The following is a 19,807-nucleotide window of genomic DNA, read 5'->3' as shown; positions in this document are numbered from 1 at the left end:
CCATTTTTTTTCAAAAAATTTTTCACTGAATTTATTCGTTTCAAATTCATTCTTTTAAGTGGCTTATCTACTTCGTGGTCCGACCAATGTCTGGAAATGTGATGTTAATCATTTGTTAATCTAAAGTTTCGGGAGTATATTTTCAAACAGTTGTTTAATACGAGTGATTAAAATGGCCCCGAGAAGCACAACAAAAGAAAAAATACTCGATGTCGCAGAAGGACTTTTTGCTGAATATGGTTTCAATGATACGTCGCTAAGAACCATTACAGGCAAAGCAAATGTGAATCTTGCATCGGTGAATTATCACTTTGGTGACAAAAAGACGTTAGTGCGCGCGGTATTAGACCGATACCTTGAAGCACTGATGCCGAGCATAAAGGCGTCTCTCATTGAGTTGAATACCCGCGAAAGCTACAACATGGATGAAGTGTTTGAATCATTACGTTTACCACTGCGTACACTTAATGATGTTAGACCAAATGGTACTGCACTATTTATGTTGTTGATTGGTCGAGGTTACACCGATGTACAAGGACATTTGCGTTGGTTTATCAGCACTCGATACTCAGAAGTATTGAATTTGTTTACTTTCTCAATCATGAAAGCAAACCCAGAGTTGACGGAAGAGTTGTTGTTTTGGCGATTACATTTCACGTTGGGAACGTGCGTATTTACGATGGCCTCAAGTCAAGCTTTGACTGAGCTGGCAGAAAGCAAATTTGAAAAAGAAATCGATGTGAAATCTGTCGTCGATTTACTGATTCCTTACTTGTCCGCTGGTATGTCGGCGAAATAGTCGCTCGATAACGACAAGTAAAAAGTGAAACCAATAATAAGGATTAGCCGCAAGCGGTGACGTGAACAAAAGGATCTGAACTATGAGCTCTCTACGAAGAAAATGGATTAGTGACCCAGCATTTAAAGTGTTTAAGAAAGTTCTTCCTCCGCTGTCGAGTACAGAAAAAGAAGCGATGGAAGCCGGTAGTGTATGGTGGGATGCCGAGTTGTTTTCTGGCAAGCCAAACTTTACGACGCTACACCATTACCCAGCGCCGACGTTAACAGCTGAAGAGCAAGCGTTTATGGATAATGAACTTGAAACGCTCTTAGACATGCTAGACGATCAAAAAATCGTGAAAGAAGATCGTGATTTGCCACCGGAGGTGTGGGAATACTTGCGCAAAGAACGTTTCTTCTCACTGATTATCTCGAAAGAGTACGGTGGCCGTGAGTTTTCTGCATTGGCAAACTCAACGATTGTGTCTCGTATTGCAACGCGCAGTATTAGTGTTGCGGTATCGGTAATGGTTCCTAACTCGTTGGGGCCAGGTGAGCTTCTTTCTCACTACGGCACTCAGGAGCAAAAAGATTACTGGTTACCACGTCTTGCTGATGGTACGGACATTCCTTGTTTTGCTTTGACTGGACCGGAAGCAGGTTCAGATGCGGGCGGCATTCCTGACCAGGGTGTGGTGTGTTACGGCATGCACGATGGCGAAGAGGTGCTTGGTGTTCGAGTTAGCTGGAACAAGCGTTACATCACACTTGCACCTGTTGCGACTGTTCTTGGTCTAGCTTTCAAGCTGCAGGACCCAGACGGTTTACTCGGCGATAAGAAAGACGTAGGCATTACTTGTGCGCTCATTCCTGCTGACCATGACGGCGTTGAAATTGGTGAGCGTCACGATCCACTTGGTTCTGCTTTCATGAATGGTCCGACTCGTGGTGAAGATGTTTTCATTCCAATGGATTGGCTCATCGGTGGCTCAGATTACGCGGGCAAAGGCTGGCGTATGTTGGTTGAGTGTTTGTCTGCTGGCCGCGGTATTTCACTGCCAGCACTTGGTACTGCAATCGGCCACCTGACAACCAGAACCACTGGCGCTTATGCATACGTACGTAAGCAGTTTGGTATGTCTATCGGTAAGTTCGAAGGGGTAGCAGAAGCGATGGGCCGTATTGGCGGTCTGACTTATCTTTTGGAAGCAACGCGTACGTTGACGACTACCTCTCTCGATATGAAAGAGAAACCTGGCATTGTTACGGCTATTGCCAAATACCACATGACTGAAATTGCACGTACGATTTTGAACGACTCGTTCGATATTCACGCAGGTCGTGCGATTCAAGATGGTCCAATGAACTATCTTGCGAAACACTACTTGGGTATTCCTGTTGCGATTACAGTTGAAGGTGCAAATATCCTAACGCGTAACTTGATGATCTTTGGTCAAGGTGCGACACGTTGTCATCCATATGTGCTTAAAGAGATGGAAGCGGCGGCGAATCCAGACTCAGAGCAGGGTGCGAAAGAGTTCGATTCTCTATTGTTCAAACATATTGGTCATGCGATGGGGAATACGTTTGGTGCGCTAGGTGCAGCACTAACAGGCTCGCGCTTTGTGAAAGCGAATATGAGTGGTCCAACTCAGCGCTATTATAAAGACATCACCCGCCTGAGCCGAGCGTTAGCAGTAAGCGCCGATTTTGCCATGTTGACGTTAGGTGGTGACTTGAAGCGTAAAGAGATGATTTCTGCACGTTTGGGTGATGGTTTGAGCTACCTGTACATGGCATCCGCGACGCTGAAAAAATACGAAGATGAAGGGCGTCAGCAAGGCGATTTAAACTTCGTGCATTACGCTGTCCAATACTGTTTGCACAACGCGGCTAAATCGCTGAATGAAGCGTACGCAAACTTCCCAGTGAAATATGTTGGTGGCGTGTTGAAAGGCTTGCTATTTCCACTAGGGAATCACTTCGACAAACCAAGTGATGAGTTAAGTGTCAGCATTGCTGAAGCCATGATGACCCCAGGCGTGCAGCGTGACCGTTTAACCCACTTGTGTTACATCGGCAAATCCGAAAATGATAGCGTAGGTTTGATGGAAAATGCCTTCCTAGCCATGTACGACGTCAAACCATTGGAGCGTAAGCTAATGAAAGCAGCGAAAGATGGCAAAGTGGCTCGTAAAGGTCTTCTGCAAGATCGCTTACAGCAAGCACTTGACGCTGGTGTGTTGACAGAGCAAGAGGTTGAAAAGATCACTGCTGCTGACCAACTTCGTTACAAAGCTATTCAAGTAGACCACTTCAGTCATGATTTCTCTGAAGTTCGTACTGATAGCCCGAAAAAATCACACTTGAATCCAGCAGCCTAATGAGTGAACCTCGGTAATGAAAAGCACCTCCTAGAGGTGCTTTTTTGTGTCTTTTATTCGTTACAAGGAGAGATAGTGCTCCAACCACTTGCATTTTCGAAGCATTTTTACAGAAATTAGATGCGAACTTCGAGCGAAACTTTTATCCTAACAAGGTTTTTTAAAGGAAGTTGAATATGATCATCAAACCTAGAATTCGTGGATTTATCTGTACTACAACGCACCCAGTTGGTTGTGAAGCTAACGTAAAAGAACAAATTGCTTACACAAAAGCGCAAGGCCCAATCAAAAACGCGCCTAAACGCGTTCTTGTCGTTGGTGCTTCAAGTGGCTACGGTCTATCTTCTCGTATCGCTGCGGCATTTGGTGGCGGCGCATCAACTATCGGTGTGTTCTTCGAAAAAGAAGGCACAGAGAAGAAACCTGGTACGGCAGGCTTCTACAATGCGGCAGCTTTTGAAAAGCTTGCTCGTGAAGAAGGCCTATACGCTAAAAGCCTAAACGGCGATGCTTTCTCAAACGAAGCGAAACAGAAAACCATTGATCTGATCAAAGAAGACCTAGGTCAGGTTGATATGGTGGTTTACTCACTGGCTTCACCAGTGCGTAAAATGCCAGAAACAGGTGAGCTTATTCGTTCAGCTCTTAAACCTATCGGTGAGACTTACACATCGACAGCGGTTGATACCAACAAAGACGTAATCATTGAAGCAAGCGTTGAGCCTGCGACAGAAGAAGAAATCAAAGACACAGTAACCGTAATGGGCGGTGAAGACTGGGAACTTTGGATCAATGCACTTTCTGACGCTGGTGTATTAGCGGAAGGTTGTAAGACAGTCGCTTACAGCTACATCGGTACTGAACTAACGTGGCCAATCTACTGGGATGGCGCGCTAGGTAAAGCTAAAATGGACCTAGACCGTGCGGCAAAAGCGCTAAACGAGAAACTGGGTGCAACTGGCGGCAGCGCAAATGTTGCTGTACTTAAGTCAGTTGTTACTCAAGCAAGCTCTGCAATTCCGGTTATGCCTCTTTACATCGCAATGGTATTCAAGAAGATGCGTGAAGAAGGTGTACACGAAGGTTGTATGGAGCAAATCTACCGCATGTTCAGCCAACGTCTTTACAAAGAAGATGGCAGCGCAGCAGAAGTGGATGATATGAACCGTCTACGTCTGGATGACTGGGAACTGCGTGAAGATATCCAACAACACTGTCGTGAGCTATGGCCACAAATTACAACTGAAAACCTAAAAGAGCTAACTGACTACGTTGAGTACAAAGAAGAGTTCTTGAAGCTATTCGGTTTTGGTGTCGAAGGTGTTGACTACGACGCTGACGTAAATCCAGCAGTAGAGACAGACTTCATTCAAATCTAATTGATTGGAAAGATATGCAAAAGGCGCTCATTGAGCGCCTTTTTTGTATTTGATGATTGAGCCGTTTCATTAAACTCAAACCGGTTAACTCAAAATTATCAAAATCGTACCAGCTAGCGTCATCAGGATGTTGGCTATCGCATAAGTACCCGCATAACCAAGAGCTGGAATCGTCGACTTCGCGTATTCGTTTACAACATCCATCGCCGGTGCACAAGTACGTGCGCCAATGATCGCCCCGAATAGCAATGCGCGGTTCATCTTCAAAATGTATGCACCAACAAGGTAAGCAATCACAACAGGCACGACACTGACAATAAACGCGAGACCAATCACCTGTGGGCCAACTTGAGTCAAATGCTCGAACATCTTGCCACCAGCACTCAAACCGATACCGACCATAAAGAACATTAAACCAAGATCTTTGACCATGTTTAACGCGCCTTGTGGTACGTAGCCGAAAGTAGGGTGGTTGGCTCTAAGGAAGCCTAGTGTAATACCTGACAGCAAAAGGCCTACTGCATTACCTAAGCTAAACGACACTTGACCAAATGTCATGGTCACTAGGCCAAACATAATGCCAAGAATAAAGAAGCTACAGAACGCCAATAAGTCGGCCATTTGGCTGTGAATCGAGATGAAACCGATTTTCTCAGCAAGGCCATGTACACGACTCTTCTCGCCACTCACCTGAAGTACATCACCTTTGGCAAGAACAATGTCTAAATCCATTGGCATTTCGATTTGCGCACGAACTACGCGGTTAAGGAAACAACCGAACTCAGACAGGTTCAAATCAGATAGACGTTTGCCGGCAATCGCGTCGCTCTTAACGACAATCTCTTCTTCCACAATACGCAGATCGAGAAGGTTACGGTCGAACACTTCTTTACCGTTGCGGAAGCTTGGGTCCAAACGAGCGTGGCTGTCAGGGAAGCCTACCAGTGCTATTTCATCGCCTTCTTGCAAAATCGCATCACCATCAGGGTGGGCGAGAATACCATTACGGCGAATACGCTCAATGTAACAACCCGTTTGGCGATAAATACCAAGTTCTCGTAAGTTTTTGCCGTCTGTCCAATCGATAAGCTCCGGGCCAACTCGATATGCGCGAATAATAGGTAGATAAACTTTGCGCTGGCTTGAGTTACCAAGGCCACGCTCTTGAGCGATTTGTTGAGCAGAGTCTGAAAGGTTCTGCTTTTGTAACTTTGGTAGCAACTTAGCGAACATGATCATGCTGATCAGACCAATCAGATAAGCCATCGCGTAACCTACGGATAGATTTTCTAATACCAAAGAAAAATCCATATTGCGCGGTATTGTCGCAAGACCTGAGTTCAAAGCATCTTGAGCACCAACTAGAACAGGTGTCGCCGTCAATGCTCCTGCCATCATACCGGCAGAAAGACCGAAATCGAGGCCAAAGTAGTGGCTTAAACCGTAAGTTAAGCTCACTGCAGCGACAAGCACGGTCATACTGAGGATGAAGTAGTGTTTACCGTCCCTAAAGAAGATGCCAAAAAAGTTAGGTCCAGCTTCTATGCCAACGCAATAGATAAAAAGCATAAAGCCGATGGTTAGCGCTTCAGCGTTGAAGGAAAAGCCTAAATGACCCATGATCAGCGAGGTAATTAGAACACCTATAGAGTTACCTAACTGTAGGTTTCCAAAGCGAATTTTTCCGATGGCAAGGCCAATGGCTAATACGACGAAGATTAGAAGAATGGGGTTTTGATCGAGAAGTTGTACGACGTCTATGTTCACTGTGTGGCTCGGTAAAGTGTGTGCCAAAAAAAGTTTAGAACTGCAAATTGTAACTAAATATAGCAAAAAGATAAGTGAATTTTTTTAGGTTTTGCTATTAGTTGACTTAGGGAAGTAACAAGCTGAAAAATAATAAAAAAGCCGCATCATGCGGCTTTTAAAAAATCTAATGCTTATTACTCGTCGAATAGACCTAGATGCTCTTTCGCGTAAGCTTCGAAATCGTCACAACCACCGATGTGTTCTTGGTCGATGAAGATTTGAGGAACAGTTTCAACTGGTTTGCCAACTGTCTTCTCAAGGTCTGCTTTAGAAATGCCTTCAGCTTGGATATCAACGTAACGGTAGTTAAAGTCATCACGTTTAGCTTTTAGTGTTTCTGCGTGTTCTTTAGCGCGAACACAGTAAGGACATGCAGGACGACCAAAAATAACAACGAACATATTCTTATTTCTCCTAAATCTATTCTTTTTTGAAAGCGTACAAACATAGAGGCTTGGTGCGCTCTCTTTTGTTGAAGTAACTATGCCTTATCCAGATACGGAAATAAAGCAGCAATTACCTCTTGTATCTATAGGCGAAATCTATCGGATAAAAACTAAACGAGCTTTAAACCAAAAGACGTAAATAACCGCTTAATCGGACAAAAATAAGCCTTAAAAATGACATGGTAACTATGTGAAGTGACGCATAAAAACATACTTTTTGAAGGGTTATTGATGGCAAGGTGGATTTGGTCAACTTTTTTTAACGCAAACCATAGCAATCTATTAAAAGTTGTCGTTTTGGGGAGGAAGTGTATGTTTCAGTTTATGACTGCAACACGGATTATTTTCGGTGAAGGAGCGCTCCAATCTTCACTATCAGTTATCAATCAATTTGGGTATAGCGTCTTGCTCGTGACGGGAAAAGAGACTCAGCGCGCCACGCCCATCATCAATTATCTCAAAGCTCAAAATATGCGTTATCAGCACGTCGCCATCAATGGGGAGCCCAACATTACGATGGTGGAAGAAACGGCGGTGCTCGGGCGAAAATTTCAACCTGATATGGTCATCGCGATCGGCGGTGGTAGCGTCATCGACATGGGCAAGGCATTGGCCGCAATCATTCCCAATCAGGGTAATGTCTACGATTATGTGGAAGTAGTTGGAAGAAACGTTCCTCTCAAAGCAAAACCGATTCACTTCATCGCGATTCCCACAACTGCGAGTACTGGCTCAGAAGTGACTAGAAATGCCGTTCTTAAGTCTGGGCAGGACAAAGTAAAAGTAAGTTTAAGAAGTCCGGACATGTTCGCTGACGTTGCGATTGTCGACCCAACATTGACTTATGGGACTGATCAATACACATCTGGACGAGGCGCTATGGATGCATTTACGCATCTGATGGAAGCTTATGTGTGCGGCGAGCCGAATCCTCTCACTGACATGGTATGCGAAGAAGGGCTTCGTCGATTGAGTCGATCAGTGATTGCAGGCTGCAAGCAGGATAATCATAAGGCTCGTTCGGATTTATCTTTTGCGGCTTTGCTTGGAGGGATGGCGATCACTAACGCTAAATTGGGCGCTGCTCATGGGTTAGCCTCTGCACTTGGTGGGAAACTTGATGCTCCGCACAGTGTGATAACTGCACGTTTAGCACCTCATGTGATGCAAGAAAACATCAATGCAGCAAAGCAAGCGGGCAGAAATGATGTGATCAATCGTTATCGAAAACTGGCTCAACTTGTCACGGACAGAGCGAATGCGAATGAACATGACGGCGTGCTTTGGGTCAAGATGGTGTTAGATAGGCTAGAGTTGCCATTGCTTGGTAAGTTTGGTGTTTGCCAAACTTCGTTTGAACAGGTAGCAAACGATGCGCTTAAGTCTGTTGCGATTAAAGGTAACCCTTTACCTCTTAATCAGGAGCGTTTGGTGTTCATACTAAAACAAGTGTGCGATTGCAGCGGAGATTGCGCTGCAGAAACCACGCCGCACATGAGTTCAGTAGAGGTATTGGAATCGAGAAGCGATTTATCAAGTGTGAACGAGTAAATACAAGTAAAGTCGTTGCGAGAAGAAATAAAAAGGGGAGCCAATTGGCTCCCCTTAATCAATGCTTAGTACTGACTTAGCTTGTCATAACGACTGTCTTTTAAGGCATCTTTCACGCGTTTTAGATTTTCGCGGAAACCTGTACCTCGGCGAAGTGTAAAGCCTGTGGCTAATACGTCGATAACGGTCATTTGAACGACACGGCTTGCCATTGGCATGTATACGTCCGTATCTTCAGGAATATCTAAAGTGATAGCCAGTGAACTTGCTTTCTCTAATGGAGAATCTTTCGCAGTGATAGCGATGACAGTTGCACCGTTCTCACGAGCCAGATTCGCAATTTCAACTTGGCTTTTCGTGCGACCAGTATGAGAAATGAGAACAATCACGTCGTTGTCGCTGCAGTTAATACAGCTCATGCGTTGCATGACAATATCTTCAAAACAAGTAATTGGGATATTAAAACGGATGAACTTGTTTTGAGCATCGCGAGCAACAGATGAAGACGCACCAAGACCAAAGAAAGAAATACGTTTTGCTTGAGTCAGCAAGTCAACCGCACGGTTTACTTGCATCGGGTCTAGGCTATTTTTAGCAACATCCAAACACGCCATTGTCGATTCGAAAATCTTATGCGTGTATGCATCTGGGCCATCATCTTCTTCCACATTACGGTTTACATATGGCGTACCGTTAGCAAGGCTCTGAGCTAAGTGAAGTTTAAAATCCGGGAAACCTTTGGTATCCAGGCGGCGACAGAAGCGGTTTACAGTGGGCTCACTCACGTCAGCCATTTTTGCTAACGTTGCAATGCTAGAATGAATCGCAGTTTGTGGAGACGCCATAATTACTTCTGCAACTTTGCGCTCTGACTTACTGAAATTCTCCAGGTTTTTTTGAATTTTTTCTAATGTATTCATAGTGTTCACGAGGGTATAGAGAACAACTCGCTGGCTCTGTTAACGGGTGGAAACACATCGGTTTCTAAGTTAGAGAGGGGCGTTAACGAAAACTACCAGCGCCATAGTTTCAGTATAAACCTGATCTTCAATCTGGCTAAACCAAATACGGTTACTATTTAGTGAGAATTTGACAGGCCTCAAACAAAATGTTGTAAAAACTACAGAATTGAATGTGGAATCGTAGTTTTGTTGCGCCAGTCGCACGAGAATGATGTTTGAGTTACATCAAAAAGAAAGAAATTTTCAAGTTGATGTAACTCATTCTTAGGCTTACACGCCTAAAATATCTGAGACCATTTCTTCGATTTTTGCTGTCAAACTTGGTGCTTGTTTGGCGATTTCGCGTTGTTCGTCCAGTACTGAGCTCAAGATATCTCTGGTCGTCAATGGGTTGGCAAGTACCACTCGGAATACGATGGTGTTCATTCTTTGCCATTGGTCAGGGTTCAGTCTTGTACGAGAAACAAACGATTTGCCCGTTTCACGTTGACGCTTCTGGATAAACTGCGTGAGCTGGTTGATGAGCTCGTTTAGTTTTTCCTTTTGAGTCCCTTCCGCTTTATCTAGCGCTTCACGAATCAATGGCGGTAGATAGCGGTAGGTCAGTAGGCAAAGCTCCGGTTCAGAAACGAGTTCGAAGTCATCTTGCTGTTTGATGAGGTCAGCAAAGTAGCGCGCTTTCTCGATACTTTGATCGATCAATAGTTCGTAGCCTGGGCGACTAATAATGTGCATCGCCGCATACACTAACATGGCCATACCTGAGCGAGAACCTTCTAGCGTATGACTACCTAAGTCTTTTGAACCTTTACGTAAGATGTATTGCGCATGGTGTTCAATGGATTTCATCGCGTCTGGGTCTTTGAACAACACCATGCCTGCACCCATAGGGATGTACAGTTGTTTGTGCGCGTCGATAGTTACTGAGTCAGCCAGTTCAACACCTTCGAGAAGGTGACGGTAATGATTAGACATCAACGTTGCACCACCCCAAGCGGCATCTACATGGAAGTGACAATTGTGCTCTTGGCACACTTGAGCGATCTGCGACAGAGGATCGACGTTCCCCGTTTCTGTTGTGCCAGCTACACCGATAACCGCAATTGGTTTGATGTTTTGTTCTTTAAGCTCGGCAATTTTTGCTTTTAGGTCGTCAACAACAATACGGTTGTTTGCATCGGTTTTCACCGCGACTAAACCCTCTTGACCTAAGCCAAGTACGTCTGCTGCTTTTTTCAGTGAATAGTGACCACGTTCAGAAACCAGAACTGCAAGGCCTTCGTAGCCATAGTGCTTCATGGCTTTGAATAGACCTTCTTTTTCTACCCCTTTGAAATCACCATCTGCTTTCAACGCTTTATTGCGTGCAACCCAAAGTGCCGTAATGTTCGCGATTGTGCCACCAGAGCAAAACGCACCAAGTGAATGGTTCGCGCTGTGCATCCATTTACGATAAAACTTGTCGTTTTGACCGTAAATTAATCGGTGTAACATCCCTAAAACTTGACGTTCAAGAGGTGTGAATGCTTTTGATGTTTCGATCTTAACCAAGTTTTGGTTTAGCGCGATCATGATCTTGGACAAAGGCATCAAGAAGTAGGGTAGCGCCGAGGTCATGTGACCGATAAAACTTGGGGCTGAAGTGTGAACCGAGTGCGACACTAACGTGTCTAGCAGGTGCTCGGTGTGATCTGACACGAATTCAGGTTGCTCAGGAATCTGAGCAGAAGAAAAGTCTTTCTCGATTTCACGTAAAGGCTTTTCTTCTGCCACGATGTGTTCACGAAGAAATTGGTTCAAGTTTCGGGAGAGACTTTCGTCAATTTTTGTCAACGTAGAATCAGGACCTTCAGGTACGGTGAAGATCTTTAGCAAGCTCTCAAAGCTAACGTCAGCGGTTTTTTGTTCCTTAACCATGGCAAAGAATCATTTGTAGTTATTTTGGTAATGCGAGCGGCACAATCTAAACTAAAACGGGCGCAAAGTCCCGTTTTAATTATTGAAACCCATGTTACTGAAATGAAAGCGTGGTCATATCTAATCGCTCTAAACCGGAGGTTTTAGAGTCAGTTAGAGATTAGTCACACTTTTGTTTTTCAAGCTTCTCAATCGATTGGTTGTACTTGTTGAGTGCTGAGTCAATTTGTTGAGGGTGACTTAACAAATCAGCAAACGCTGAGCGAAGTTCGTAGTTTTTCGGATGATTGGTTGATTGACGATCACTAAATGTTTTCTTAGCGGCTTCACCTAAATCATCACTGCGACTTGCAAGCTGTTTGACATCGTGTTGCTCTAATTTCAACCAAGCTTCGATAGGTTGTTCTGTTGCTACGCGGCTTGGATCATTTTTAAGAAAGTAATGAACAGCCTCACGATTAAGTTCAAAGTGGTGTTTGCGACCATCTAAGAACCACTGGCTGACTTCTTTTAAGTCAGGATATTGGGAGACCGTTAAATCAACAAGATCTTGATACCATTGTAGTGAAGCATCGACATAGCCATCGTACTTGTTAGCAAGACACTGTTGATCTGCGGCAAACGTAAAAGTTGAGCTTGTAGCGAGGAGCGCTGCAACGACAAAGCGTTTCATTCTTCTTCCTTCTGGTTGTTATCCCTTCATTAACGTCAAAGCGCATCGAATGATGTTGCTCTTATCAATTGGATTTGTTGTATAAATCGTTGGGCTAAATAACAAAATTCAAATTAATAAGTTGTCAGTGTACTGACCAATTTAACGTTAACTGGGTATTTAAATTTTTGCCGTATTGTAATGGATGTTAAAGATAAAACCTGAGATCTAGCTAGCAAGTGATACAAAGAAAAGCATCATAACGGGCACAAGTAAACTCAAGATAAAACCACTAACAATAGCGACAGGGACGCAGCGGACGCCACCTGTGGTTTGAATCACAGGTAATGTAAAGTCCATCGCAGTTGCGCCCGCATAACCGATAGCTGTACAAGGGTAGCTACGGATAAAGAGTGGGATCGCGACCAGCGCTATCAACTCACGCATGAGTTCGATAAGGAAAGACGCCCCACCAAACACAGGACCAAATGCGTCGCCCATCAAAATGCCTGCTAATGAATACCAGCCAAATCCGGAAGACATCGCTAATGCTTGATAAAGTGGTAAGTCTAAAATCACAGAAGCGATAACGCCGCCGAGCATACAAGTGGCGATAACAATGGCAGCAATCGCCATGCCTTGTTTGTTGAGCAAGATCTGTCTCAGAGTTAAACCGCTGTTTCTGAGTTGAATGCCGATGAAAAAGAGCAGAAGGAAGAGGATCCATTCGCTCGCGGTATCTACCCACTCCAGACCTATCGGCAAAATGAGACCAGCAATTAAGCCTCCACCAACGACAACAATCAGTTTTACTGATTCTAATGCCATAGAAGAAAGTGGAAGCTTGTTTTGGTTGTGATTGGTCTGTAACGGGATAATCTTATCGATTATTGGCAGAGCGAGTAAGTTACATACACTCAAGCAGACGAAAAAAGTACCAGCGTACAGTAGTATACTCTGCAAGTTGCTACTCAAGTTGTCTAAGGCAGCTAAACTTAAACCCATCAACGAAAGAATGACGTAAATAAGGTATGAAGTTGATTGGTTAATTTTCTCTAGTAAAGCTGCGCGAGAAATAGGAATTAAGTACCCCACAACAAGAGGGGCAAAAATGAATAGCATCCCTGAGAACATAAAACTTGATAATTCCTTAGTGAGACAAGCCGGAGACAAAAGCCACTGACAAAACAACACTCGACCTTGAGTTTAATGTTTATCGTGGATGACGTTAGTTAACTTAATTACAAGCCGCTAGCACTGAGTACTGCGTTGATTTCGTTTTGAAAGTCAGTATCACTCATATTGCTTAGGTCATACAAGACCTCTGCACCTGTTAAATTGAATTCCACTTCATGTTCATCAATACGTTCGTCTTGATTGCGGAACATCAATAAGTGGTTTGCAATTCGAGCAATGTCTAAATAACTGACTTCTGGACGAGCGGTAACAAACTTTTCGTTTGAAGAGACTTCTCGAAAATCGTTGTCGAACCCCCAGCGTTCTAGCACCAACTTACTGGTTGCAGAGCAGCGAGTTTGGAAGATTTGCAATGCGATATCAGGGTCGAGGTAATTGCCACTATCCAGATACAGGTGATATTCGTTAATGAGGCAGAACAAGCCAATATCGGCCAATAAACCAACTAGAAGTGCCTTTTCCAGCTCTAGATGTGTGTAAACAGAAGGCTCGTGTTTGTGGAATTCTTGTACGACCAGCACCATCGTGGCGCCAAGCTCTCGAGAGACGGCCGCACTTTTTACCAGTATGTCATTACACTCTTTACTCAGATTGACCGCGTGTTTCAATTGCTCGATAGCTTGTGCGGTCACGATGTCTCGGACGCGGAAGATACCTAAACGAGAGACGGCGGTAGTTAAATCACTACAAGTAATGTTTCTTCGGTTAAAAATCACCGAGTTGGCTACGCGAATCACAATAGCAGCTAACCCTGGATCTTCTAAAAGGCAATTTGCGACATCAGAAACCGTGGTGTTTTCTTCTATACAAAGTTTTTGAATTTTGATGACTACATCGGGGATGGGTGGTAACGAAATTTTACCGGTAGATATGGATTGTTCGACCAATTGGGCGAATTCAGATTCAAGCGCTTGTATAAGCTTATCTTTGTTATTTGGTAGCCAAAAAAATGATAGATGTTCCATTGTGACGTGGTGTTAGAGAACTTTCGTACAGTGTACCCTTACCCGAAGAACATTATCAATGAAATGCGTACTAAGTTCTCTATAAATGGTATACGGATCATAACGATGCGTGGTTTTTGGCACGCCATGCGTCAAAAAAATATCGCTAAATACCCAATAAGTGTGAAACTAATCACGTATGATGAATTTATACTTTTTTATATGTGACCTATGTCCTAACTTATTTTTCAACGTTAAGTATGATTAAGCAAGTTGGTGAGCACAACTCACAAAAATATCGCCAACAAATCGACATTTTAAATTCGCTACAAGCTGCTGTTTATCTGGTGACATCGCTAATCGGGGTAATTTATTCAGATTAAAGAGGTCAATGGACATGACAGACCAAGCTTTTTTTAAATATGTACGCAATTTTAATGAGTATCAGAAACGTTCTATGTTTGGTGGTATCGGCTTGTTTAGCGATGACGCCATGTTTGCGCTTGTCAGCAATGATTGCTGTTATTTGCGCGGCGGTAATGGTTTAGACGAAGAATTTACTCTGCTTAATTGTGAAAAATACAAGCACGTCAAAAAACAGACGACGGCTACTGTAAACTATTATGACGTAACCGATTTATTTGAGTCCGGATTTACTGGCCTTGACGATTTGTTACGCAAATCTATTGATTGCTCAATTAAGGAGCGAAAATACCAAAAGTCTTCTGCAAGTAAACGTTTGAGAGATCTACCGAACATGCAGCTTACATTAGAGCGCATGGTTAAAAAGGCGGGTATTGATGATGTTGAAACCTTTTTGGAACTTGGTCCAGTTGAAGTGTTCAACAAAGTAAGAGTTGCTTACGGCAATGATGTTGACGTTAAACTGCTGTGGAAGTTCGCTGGTGCCATTGATGGTGTGCACTGGAAACTAATCCAAGAGCCGCGCAAAAAACAGTTACTGGCACTGTGTGAATAAGGCAACTGAACCACACAATGATTGACTCGTTTCTAATGGAGTTAGCGAGTCAGAAAAGTAAGTGTTAAAAGCAGAAAAGGGATGTTGATGTTTTTGACCACTTCATTTGAGTTAGTCATTTTATGAATAAAAAAACCGAGGCAATTGCCTCGGTTTTGCTTTTTTCACGCCAATTAGAACTTGAAGCGTGTAGTGAGCATGATTTGATCACCGTAGAAATCGTTGATGCGAGCTTCAGCACCAAGAGAGAAAAGCTCTGTTGAATGGAAGCGTGCGTAAGCAGAACCTGTCCAATCATCATCGTTGTCGATTGAAACGTAACCAACTTTACCACCCACTTCAAGTTGAGGACCAAGCCATTGGCGAACGCCTAGGTTTAGCTCCATACCAACATCTGTGCTGCTTGAGCTTGTTGGCTGAACCACACGCATTAGCATTTCACCTGTAAGGTCTGCCCAGTTGTTTAGCGGTGAGTGAAAGCCAAAACCTGCAGCAGAATCAAAGTCGCTATCAAACTCAGAGTCGATACGAGCAATAACGTGCGCATTCGGGTGAATAGATTTGCTGAAGCCAGCACCAAATGTCACAGGGCTTGCGCCGATACGAGCTTCGAAATAATCGTAGCTAAAGTTGCTCATAGTTGCAGGCGCGTTGCGGTCTGCGGCTAGGGCATGGCTTGATGCCATTAATAGGGCAGCGGCTAATAGTGTTTTACGCATAACTAACGATAAACCTTGTTCTTTATTTCCATGGATTCAGGCAAATGCTTGAACCGTAATCTGATTTGTCCGACATCATAATAAAAACGAAGGTCTACGACCAACAAAAATGTGTCGAGGTTTTGTCAATTGACTTAATGGTGACGTAACAAAAGCAAAAAGCGCGCCACTAGTTGTTAGAGAGCTACTCTCAACTATTACTCTCCGAAGCTAGCTCTGCGATCTGCCATTGCATTCAAGATTGCTTCTGAATCGAGAATCGTCGTCCAAGACAACAAATTGTCATCATTTTCAATAACAAAGGCTGTTAGCTGGGATGTAATTGCTTGTCTTAGATCCTCACCTTTCCAAGGCTTGGCAATGTAATAATCTAAGCTAGCATGGTTTACCGCTTCAACGGTGTCTTCAAGACCCGCTTGCCCGGTTAGGAGTACTTTTCTTGCTGCTTTGGTGTCACCATTTTGACTCAGTTCTATAAGAAAGCTGATGCCCGTTTGTTCTGGCATGATGTGGTCGCACAAAATCAGCGCAAGCTGAACTTCTTCTTCCGCCATGTCTTCAATCACTTGCTTTGCTTCCGTAACGGACTCTGCGCCTTCAACGATGAAATGTTCTTCGAATGGTGCTAAATCTTGAAGGACACTATCCAAGACTTCTCGTTCGTCATCGACACATAAAATCAGATACTTAGTCATGTTTCATCTCCTTCTTCAATGACTGGTAACCAGACGGTCATACAAGTAAAGGCATTGAGTTCCGATTGAACATCAATCCAGCCTTTGTGTGCTGCAACGATTTGTTGGCAAATAGACAGTCCAATACCTAAGCCAAAGTTGCCTTCTTTTTTGGTTGTAAAGTTGAGTTCAAAAATTGCTTTTTTCTGCGAATCCGGAATACCGCATCCATTATCTTCAAATGAAATCACGGCATAACGCTGTTGGTTTTTGTCAACTTCTCTCGTTTGTATTTTTAACGACCCTTTTTCAGGAAAGGCGTCAATCGCATTGGATATTAGGTTGGTCCATACTTGTTGCAATGCAATAGGTTGGCAAAGCATACGCGGAAGTGGGGCGTAATCTGTTGAAACTTGATGTACCTTTAGCTTGTTTTCGAAAATCACTAAAGTGTCTTCGATGCCTTCATGGATATCGGCGTAGTGCATGCGTTCATCATCAGATCTCGCGTAGCCTTTTAGGCTCTTCACCATGTCAGCGATGCGAGCGGCACAAACATTGATAGAACGGAGAGAAGCACCTGCTTGATGGTATTGTTCTAACGTCTCTAGCGTAGAGGAGGCATTGTCTTTCTTCTTGGCGAGCTGGGAAACGAGTTCGGAATCGCTCTCTAGGCCTAAATTGACGACTTTTTTGGCAATGGCACGATCAGGTAACGTGCTGTTGAGCTCTTTGACGCGTGAGCGCAGTTCCGCAGTCGAGGCTGGCTTGGCGGTTTGAGCTCTGGTTAGAAGCTGAACGCCTTTGATTTGTACTTCTGCTGTCGGAAGTTGAGTTAATAGCCCTTCGAGGGTATGAGTGAGGTTTTCTACACCACGCAAAATCGCAGCTATTGGGTTGTTCAGCTCATGGGCCACTCCCGCAACCAACTGGCCGAGCATGGCCATTTTTTCTCTTTCAATCAGTTGTTGATGAGCAGATTCAAGTGACTCGAGTGTTTTCTGCAATTGTAATTTTGTGTTGATGCTTCTCTGTAATCGGCGATTGAAATGACGAAGAAGTAAGTTCGTAAATAGAGGGAGAAGGTTTGAGTCACTCTGCATTACTTTACGGAACACATTTCTATCAAGTTTAATTACTTTTGTTTCGGTAAGCGTAAGTGCAGTAGAAAAGGAGCATTCCCCAGTTACAAATGACATGCCGCCGACAATGTTCCCTTTGGTATGGCGAACCACTTCTCGTTGCATACCTTGTTCGTCTCTTTTGTAAAGCGCCACTTCTCCGCTGGTTATGAACCATAAAAAGCTGTTAGGTTCCCCTTCAACCGTCAGCAAATGCTCAGGAGAGTAGGTTCGACAAGCTTTTGTTTCGTCATTTTCTTTGAAAAATTGTTGCAAGGCAGAGATTACTTGTTCTGCCAGTTCATTATCAGACATCGAGTGATAGTCGTGTAAGAAACCGGCTTGGTAATTGCTCATCTGATTTTCGATATGAGCACGTAGCAATTTGTGCTGGTCCAAGATTTGGCTATAACTGAGCAAGTCTTCTTTGCAATTACGTAAGATAAACTGCGTCAGCTCTTTTTGAGCCGTATTAAAAAGGACGTTATCTGGTAGAGGCTTGGTCAAACAATGATCCAAACGACCTTCATTGACGGCCGTGAGTATCGCGTCAATATCTGAAGAGCAACTGATGAGAATTTTACGAGCGCGCTCTGTGTGCGGTGTTTTGTCCAGCCCAATGAGAAAATCCACACCATTAAAGTGCGCGTGATGGCTGGCGATCACTAACGCGACAGTTTGTTCTCTTTCTTCAAGATATTCCAACGCGCTTTGCGCTTCTTCTATCGACTCGACAGAAAAAATATCAAACTTGCTAGAGAAAGCCGACAGTTCCAATCGAAACTGCTCTGCACTGATTGGATTATTGTCGAGACACAATACAGCGTAACGATTCACAGGTGGTTGAGCTCCGGTTAAAACTTGGCCAAGCAAACTTTATCAATAAAACGGCGTAATGAGTGCGAGCTGCGTATGATTCCTGACTAATGGACTAGAATTAGCATCAATAGTCTGATTTATCTCAATGTTTTATCCGTTAATAGTTTCGGGTAGACTGAGCGCAAATACCTGAAAAGTGATGTTATGCAAAACTTAAAAAAACTAGGCGCCATCGGTGGTGCAATCTCATTGGCGTTGTGTTGGCCGCTTGCGGTTGGTCAAATTGGTCAGTCGATCATTGAAGACGGTATCGCCAATATGAACGATAAGATGATCAAAGGCGAAGTTGTTGAATACCAACGCGGCTACCTTTCTTCCGTTGTATTAACTCGATACTCAGTGGTTGACCCTGAACTGAAAACACAGTTTGAACGCGATGGTTTGCCGATTATGTTCGAAGTCACGAGTGATGTAAGCCATGGCTTAACTAGCCTGACAGCAGACTCTAAGCTGGTGGATAATGATTTTCTGCCGCTTACCATGCATAGCAAAACACAGCTTAATGGTAACACTGCGTTTACGTTGGATTTAGACAGCTGGAACTATCGCAATGAAGCGCAAGGCGTATCGGTTTCGACAAGTCCTGCGCAAGTGACTGGCGATGTTACCGTGCTCGGTGATTTGAAGTACCAAGTATCGATTCCTTCGGTTCAAGTCGATTTTGAAAATGGTGACGAGCTACACCTGAATGATCTGAGTGGACAAGGTAAGGGTAAGCAAGCGAAAGGCTATTGGCTTGGTGAACAAACCTTTTCTCTAGAAAAGTTAGATGTGGTTGATTCATCGCTTAAACAGGTATTTTTGATTGAAAAGGCGAGCTACAGCGGTAACACGTCGAATGACGAAGCCGGTGAGAAGCTAAACAGCCAATTGAACATTAATGCTCAAAAAATGCGCCTAACGGATGGCACTGATGTTGATAACTTTAAGTTGAATTTTGCTATTGCAGATGTAGATAGTAATTCGTTCGATCAAATCATGTCGATCTATCAAAGCTCACCAGTACTTGATGAACAACAGGTGTCCGAATTAATGCCTCACATCGACACGCTATTTAGTAAGGGCTTTAAGCTTTCAGTTAATGAGCTTTCTTTGGCGTTTGGTGAAGGTAAATTCCGCAACGAGTGGCAATTATCTGTCCCTCAAGGTACAGACCATATCACGCAAGACCCAATGAAGTTGATGACCGCAACAAACGGCGAATTGAGTACTTACTTCTCAGATGAACTTGTTAAACACTATCCATTTATCCAAGAAGGCATTGATGAGCTTTTGATCATGGAGTTGATTGAAAAAGTCGATGGTGGTTATGAACTTAAAGCTCAAATCGGTGAAGGCAAGCTTAAGTTTGAAAATGGTCATGAATTTCCATTGATTGGTCTGTTAATGCCCGCGTTGATGCAGAAATAAGCCG

The 19,807-nt window shown here is 43.7% G+C and carries 16 protein-coding genes; 6 read left to right on the top strand and 10 right to left on the bottom strand.

Annotated elements, in window-relative coordinates:
* Nucleotides 1–172: 172 nt before the first annotated feature.
* From ACF8CV_RS14635 to fabV, 3 genes are all read left to right on the top strand, one after another.
* The gene (locus ACF8CV_RS14635) at nucleotides 173–799 is read left to right on the top strand and encodes a TetR/AcrR family transcriptional regulator (RefSeq protein WP_005462382.1); all 627 of its coding nucleotides are present in this window, start codon (nucleotides 173–175) and stop codon (nucleotides 797–799) included.
* 82 nt (nucleotides 800–881) lie between these two features.
* Nucleotides 882–3,164 carry an acyl-CoA dehydrogenase gene (locus ACF8CV_RS14630; protein WP_005495596.1) on the top strand — a complete coding sequence of 761 codons (2,283 nt, stop codon included), beginning with the start codon at nucleotides 882–884 and terminating at the stop codon, nucleotides 3,162–3,164.
* Nucleotides 3,165–3,340: 176 nt separating this feature from the next.
* Complete coding sequence (fabV, locus tag ACF8CV_RS14625) at nucleotides 3,341–4,543, top strand: enoyl-ACP reductase FabV (RefSeq protein ID WP_020840437.1); 1,203 nt, start codon at nucleotides 3,341–3,343, stop codon at nucleotides 4,541–4,543.
* Nucleotides 4,544–4,627: 84 nt separating this feature from the next.
* Here fabV and ACF8CV_RS14620 read toward each other — a convergent pair whose 3' ends face one another.
* Nucleotides 4,628–6,310 (bottom strand): aspartate:alanine antiporter, encoded by a 1,683-nt coding sequence (locus ACF8CV_RS14620; protein ID WP_005483552.1) that lies wholly within the window; start codon nucleotides 6,308–6,310, stop codon nucleotides 4,628–4,630.
* A 176-nt stretch (nucleotides 6,311–6,486) separates the two neighbouring features.
* The gene (locus ACF8CV_RS14615) at nucleotides 6,487–6,753 is read right to left on the bottom strand and encodes a GrxA family glutaredoxin (RefSeq protein WP_005459605.1); all 267 of its coding nucleotides are present in this window, start codon (nucleotides 6,751–6,753) and stop codon (nucleotides 6,487–6,489) included.
* Nucleotides 6,754–7,110: 357 nt separating this feature from the next.
* Between ACF8CV_RS14615 and ACF8CV_RS14610 the strand changes: the two genes are divergently transcribed.
* The gene (locus tag ACF8CV_RS14610) at nucleotides 7,111–8,349 is read left to right on the top strand and encodes an iron-containing alcohol dehydrogenase (protein WP_029809640.1); all 1,239 of its coding nucleotides are present in this window, start codon (nucleotides 7,111–7,113) and stop codon (nucleotides 8,347–8,349) included.
* 65 nt (nucleotides 8,350–8,414) lie between these two features.
* Here the strand turns inward: ACF8CV_RS14610 and ACF8CV_RS14605 are convergent, their stop codons facing one another.
* The 5 genes from ACF8CV_RS14605 to ACF8CV_RS14585 form a co-directional block, all read right to left on the bottom strand.
* Nucleotides 8,415–9,269: a MurR/RpiR family transcriptional regulator gene (locus ACF8CV_RS14605; RefSeq protein WP_005483567.1), complete on the bottom strand. Its 855-nt coding sequence runs from the start codon at nucleotides 9,267–9,269 to the stop codon at nucleotides 8,415–8,417.
* A gap of 312 nt (nucleotides 9,270–9,581) precedes the next feature.
* A complete protein-coding gene (panP, locus tag ACF8CV_RS14600) occupies nucleotides 9,582–11,228 on the bottom strand; it encodes a pyridoxal-dependent aspartate 1-decarboxylase PanP (RefSeq protein ID WP_025551080.1) in 1,647 nt (548 codons plus the stop codon).
* 160 nt (nucleotides 11,229–11,388) lie between these two features.
* Nucleotides 11,389–11,901, bottom strand: coding sequence for a hypothetical protein (locus ACF8CV_RS14595; RefSeq protein WP_005485575.1), 513 nt, complete (start codon nucleotides 11,899–11,901; stop codon nucleotides 11,389–11,391).
* 207 nt (nucleotides 11,902–12,108) lie between these two features.
* Nucleotides 12,109–13,014 carry a lysine exporter LysO family protein gene (locus ACF8CV_RS14590; protein WP_005483516.1) on the bottom strand — a complete coding sequence of 302 codons (906 nt, stop codon included), beginning with the start codon at nucleotides 13,012–13,014 and terminating at the stop codon, nucleotides 12,109–12,111.
* A 107-nt stretch (nucleotides 13,015–13,121) separates the two neighbouring features.
* Entirely contained in the window at nucleotides 13,122–14,042 is a 921-nt protein-coding gene (locus ACF8CV_RS14585) for an HDOD domain-containing protein (protein WP_005483559.1), read from the bottom strand.
* Nucleotides 14,043–14,412: 370 nt separating this feature from the next.
* Between ACF8CV_RS14585 and ACF8CV_RS14580 the strand changes: the two genes are divergently transcribed.
* Nucleotides 14,413–15,000, top strand: coding sequence for a TfoX/Sxy family DNA transformation protein (locus ACF8CV_RS14580; RefSeq protein WP_005459593.1), 588 nt, complete (start codon nucleotides 14,413–14,415; stop codon nucleotides 14,998–15,000).
* A 173-nt stretch (nucleotides 15,001–15,173) separates the two neighbouring features.
* Here the strand turns inward: ACF8CV_RS14580 and ACF8CV_RS14575 are convergent, their stop codons facing one another.
* The 3 genes from ACF8CV_RS14575 to ACF8CV_RS14565 all read right to left on the bottom strand — a co-directional run bounded on the left by ACF8CV_RS14575 (nucleotide 15,174) and on the right by ACF8CV_RS14565 (nucleotide 18,351).
* Nucleotides 15,174–15,719 (bottom strand): hypothetical protein, encoded by a 546-nt coding sequence (locus ACF8CV_RS14575; RefSeq protein WP_193288917.1) that lies wholly within the window; start codon nucleotides 15,717–15,719, stop codon nucleotides 15,174–15,176.
* Nucleotides 15,720–15,916: 197 nt separating this feature from the next.
* Nucleotides 15,917–16,414, bottom strand: coding sequence for a response regulator (locus ACF8CV_RS14570; RefSeq protein ID WP_140103392.1), 498 nt, complete (start codon nucleotides 16,412–16,414; stop codon nucleotides 15,917–15,919).
* Complete coding sequence (locus ACF8CV_RS14565; RefSeq protein ID WP_169615839.1) at nucleotides 16,411–18,351, bottom strand: ATP-binding protein; 1,941 nt, start codon at nucleotides 18,349–18,351, stop codon at nucleotides 16,411–16,413. Before ACF8CV_RS14565 ends, ACF8CV_RS14570 begins: the two co-directional genes overlap by 4 nt.
* Before the next feature lie 186 nt (nucleotides 18,352–18,537).
* On the opposite strand from ACF8CV_RS14565, the gene ACF8CV_RS14560 reads away from it, so the two are divergent.
* Nucleotides 18,538–19,803: a DUF945 family protein gene (locus ACF8CV_RS14560; RefSeq protein WP_021822704.1), complete on the top strand. Its 1,266-nt coding sequence runs from the start codon at nucleotides 18,538–18,540 to the stop codon at nucleotides 19,801–19,803.
* The last annotated feature ends 4 nt before the right edge of the window (nucleotides 19,804–19,807 follow it).

Source organism: Vibrio sp. zbq_1 (genome assembly GCF_043102935.1).
GTDB lineage: Bacteria > Pseudomonadota > Gammaproteobacteria > Enterobacterales > Vibrionaceae > Vibrio > Vibrio parahaemolyticus.
Note: the sequence above shows the minus strand (reverse complement) of the source record. Positions and strands in the feature narration are given on the sequence as shown.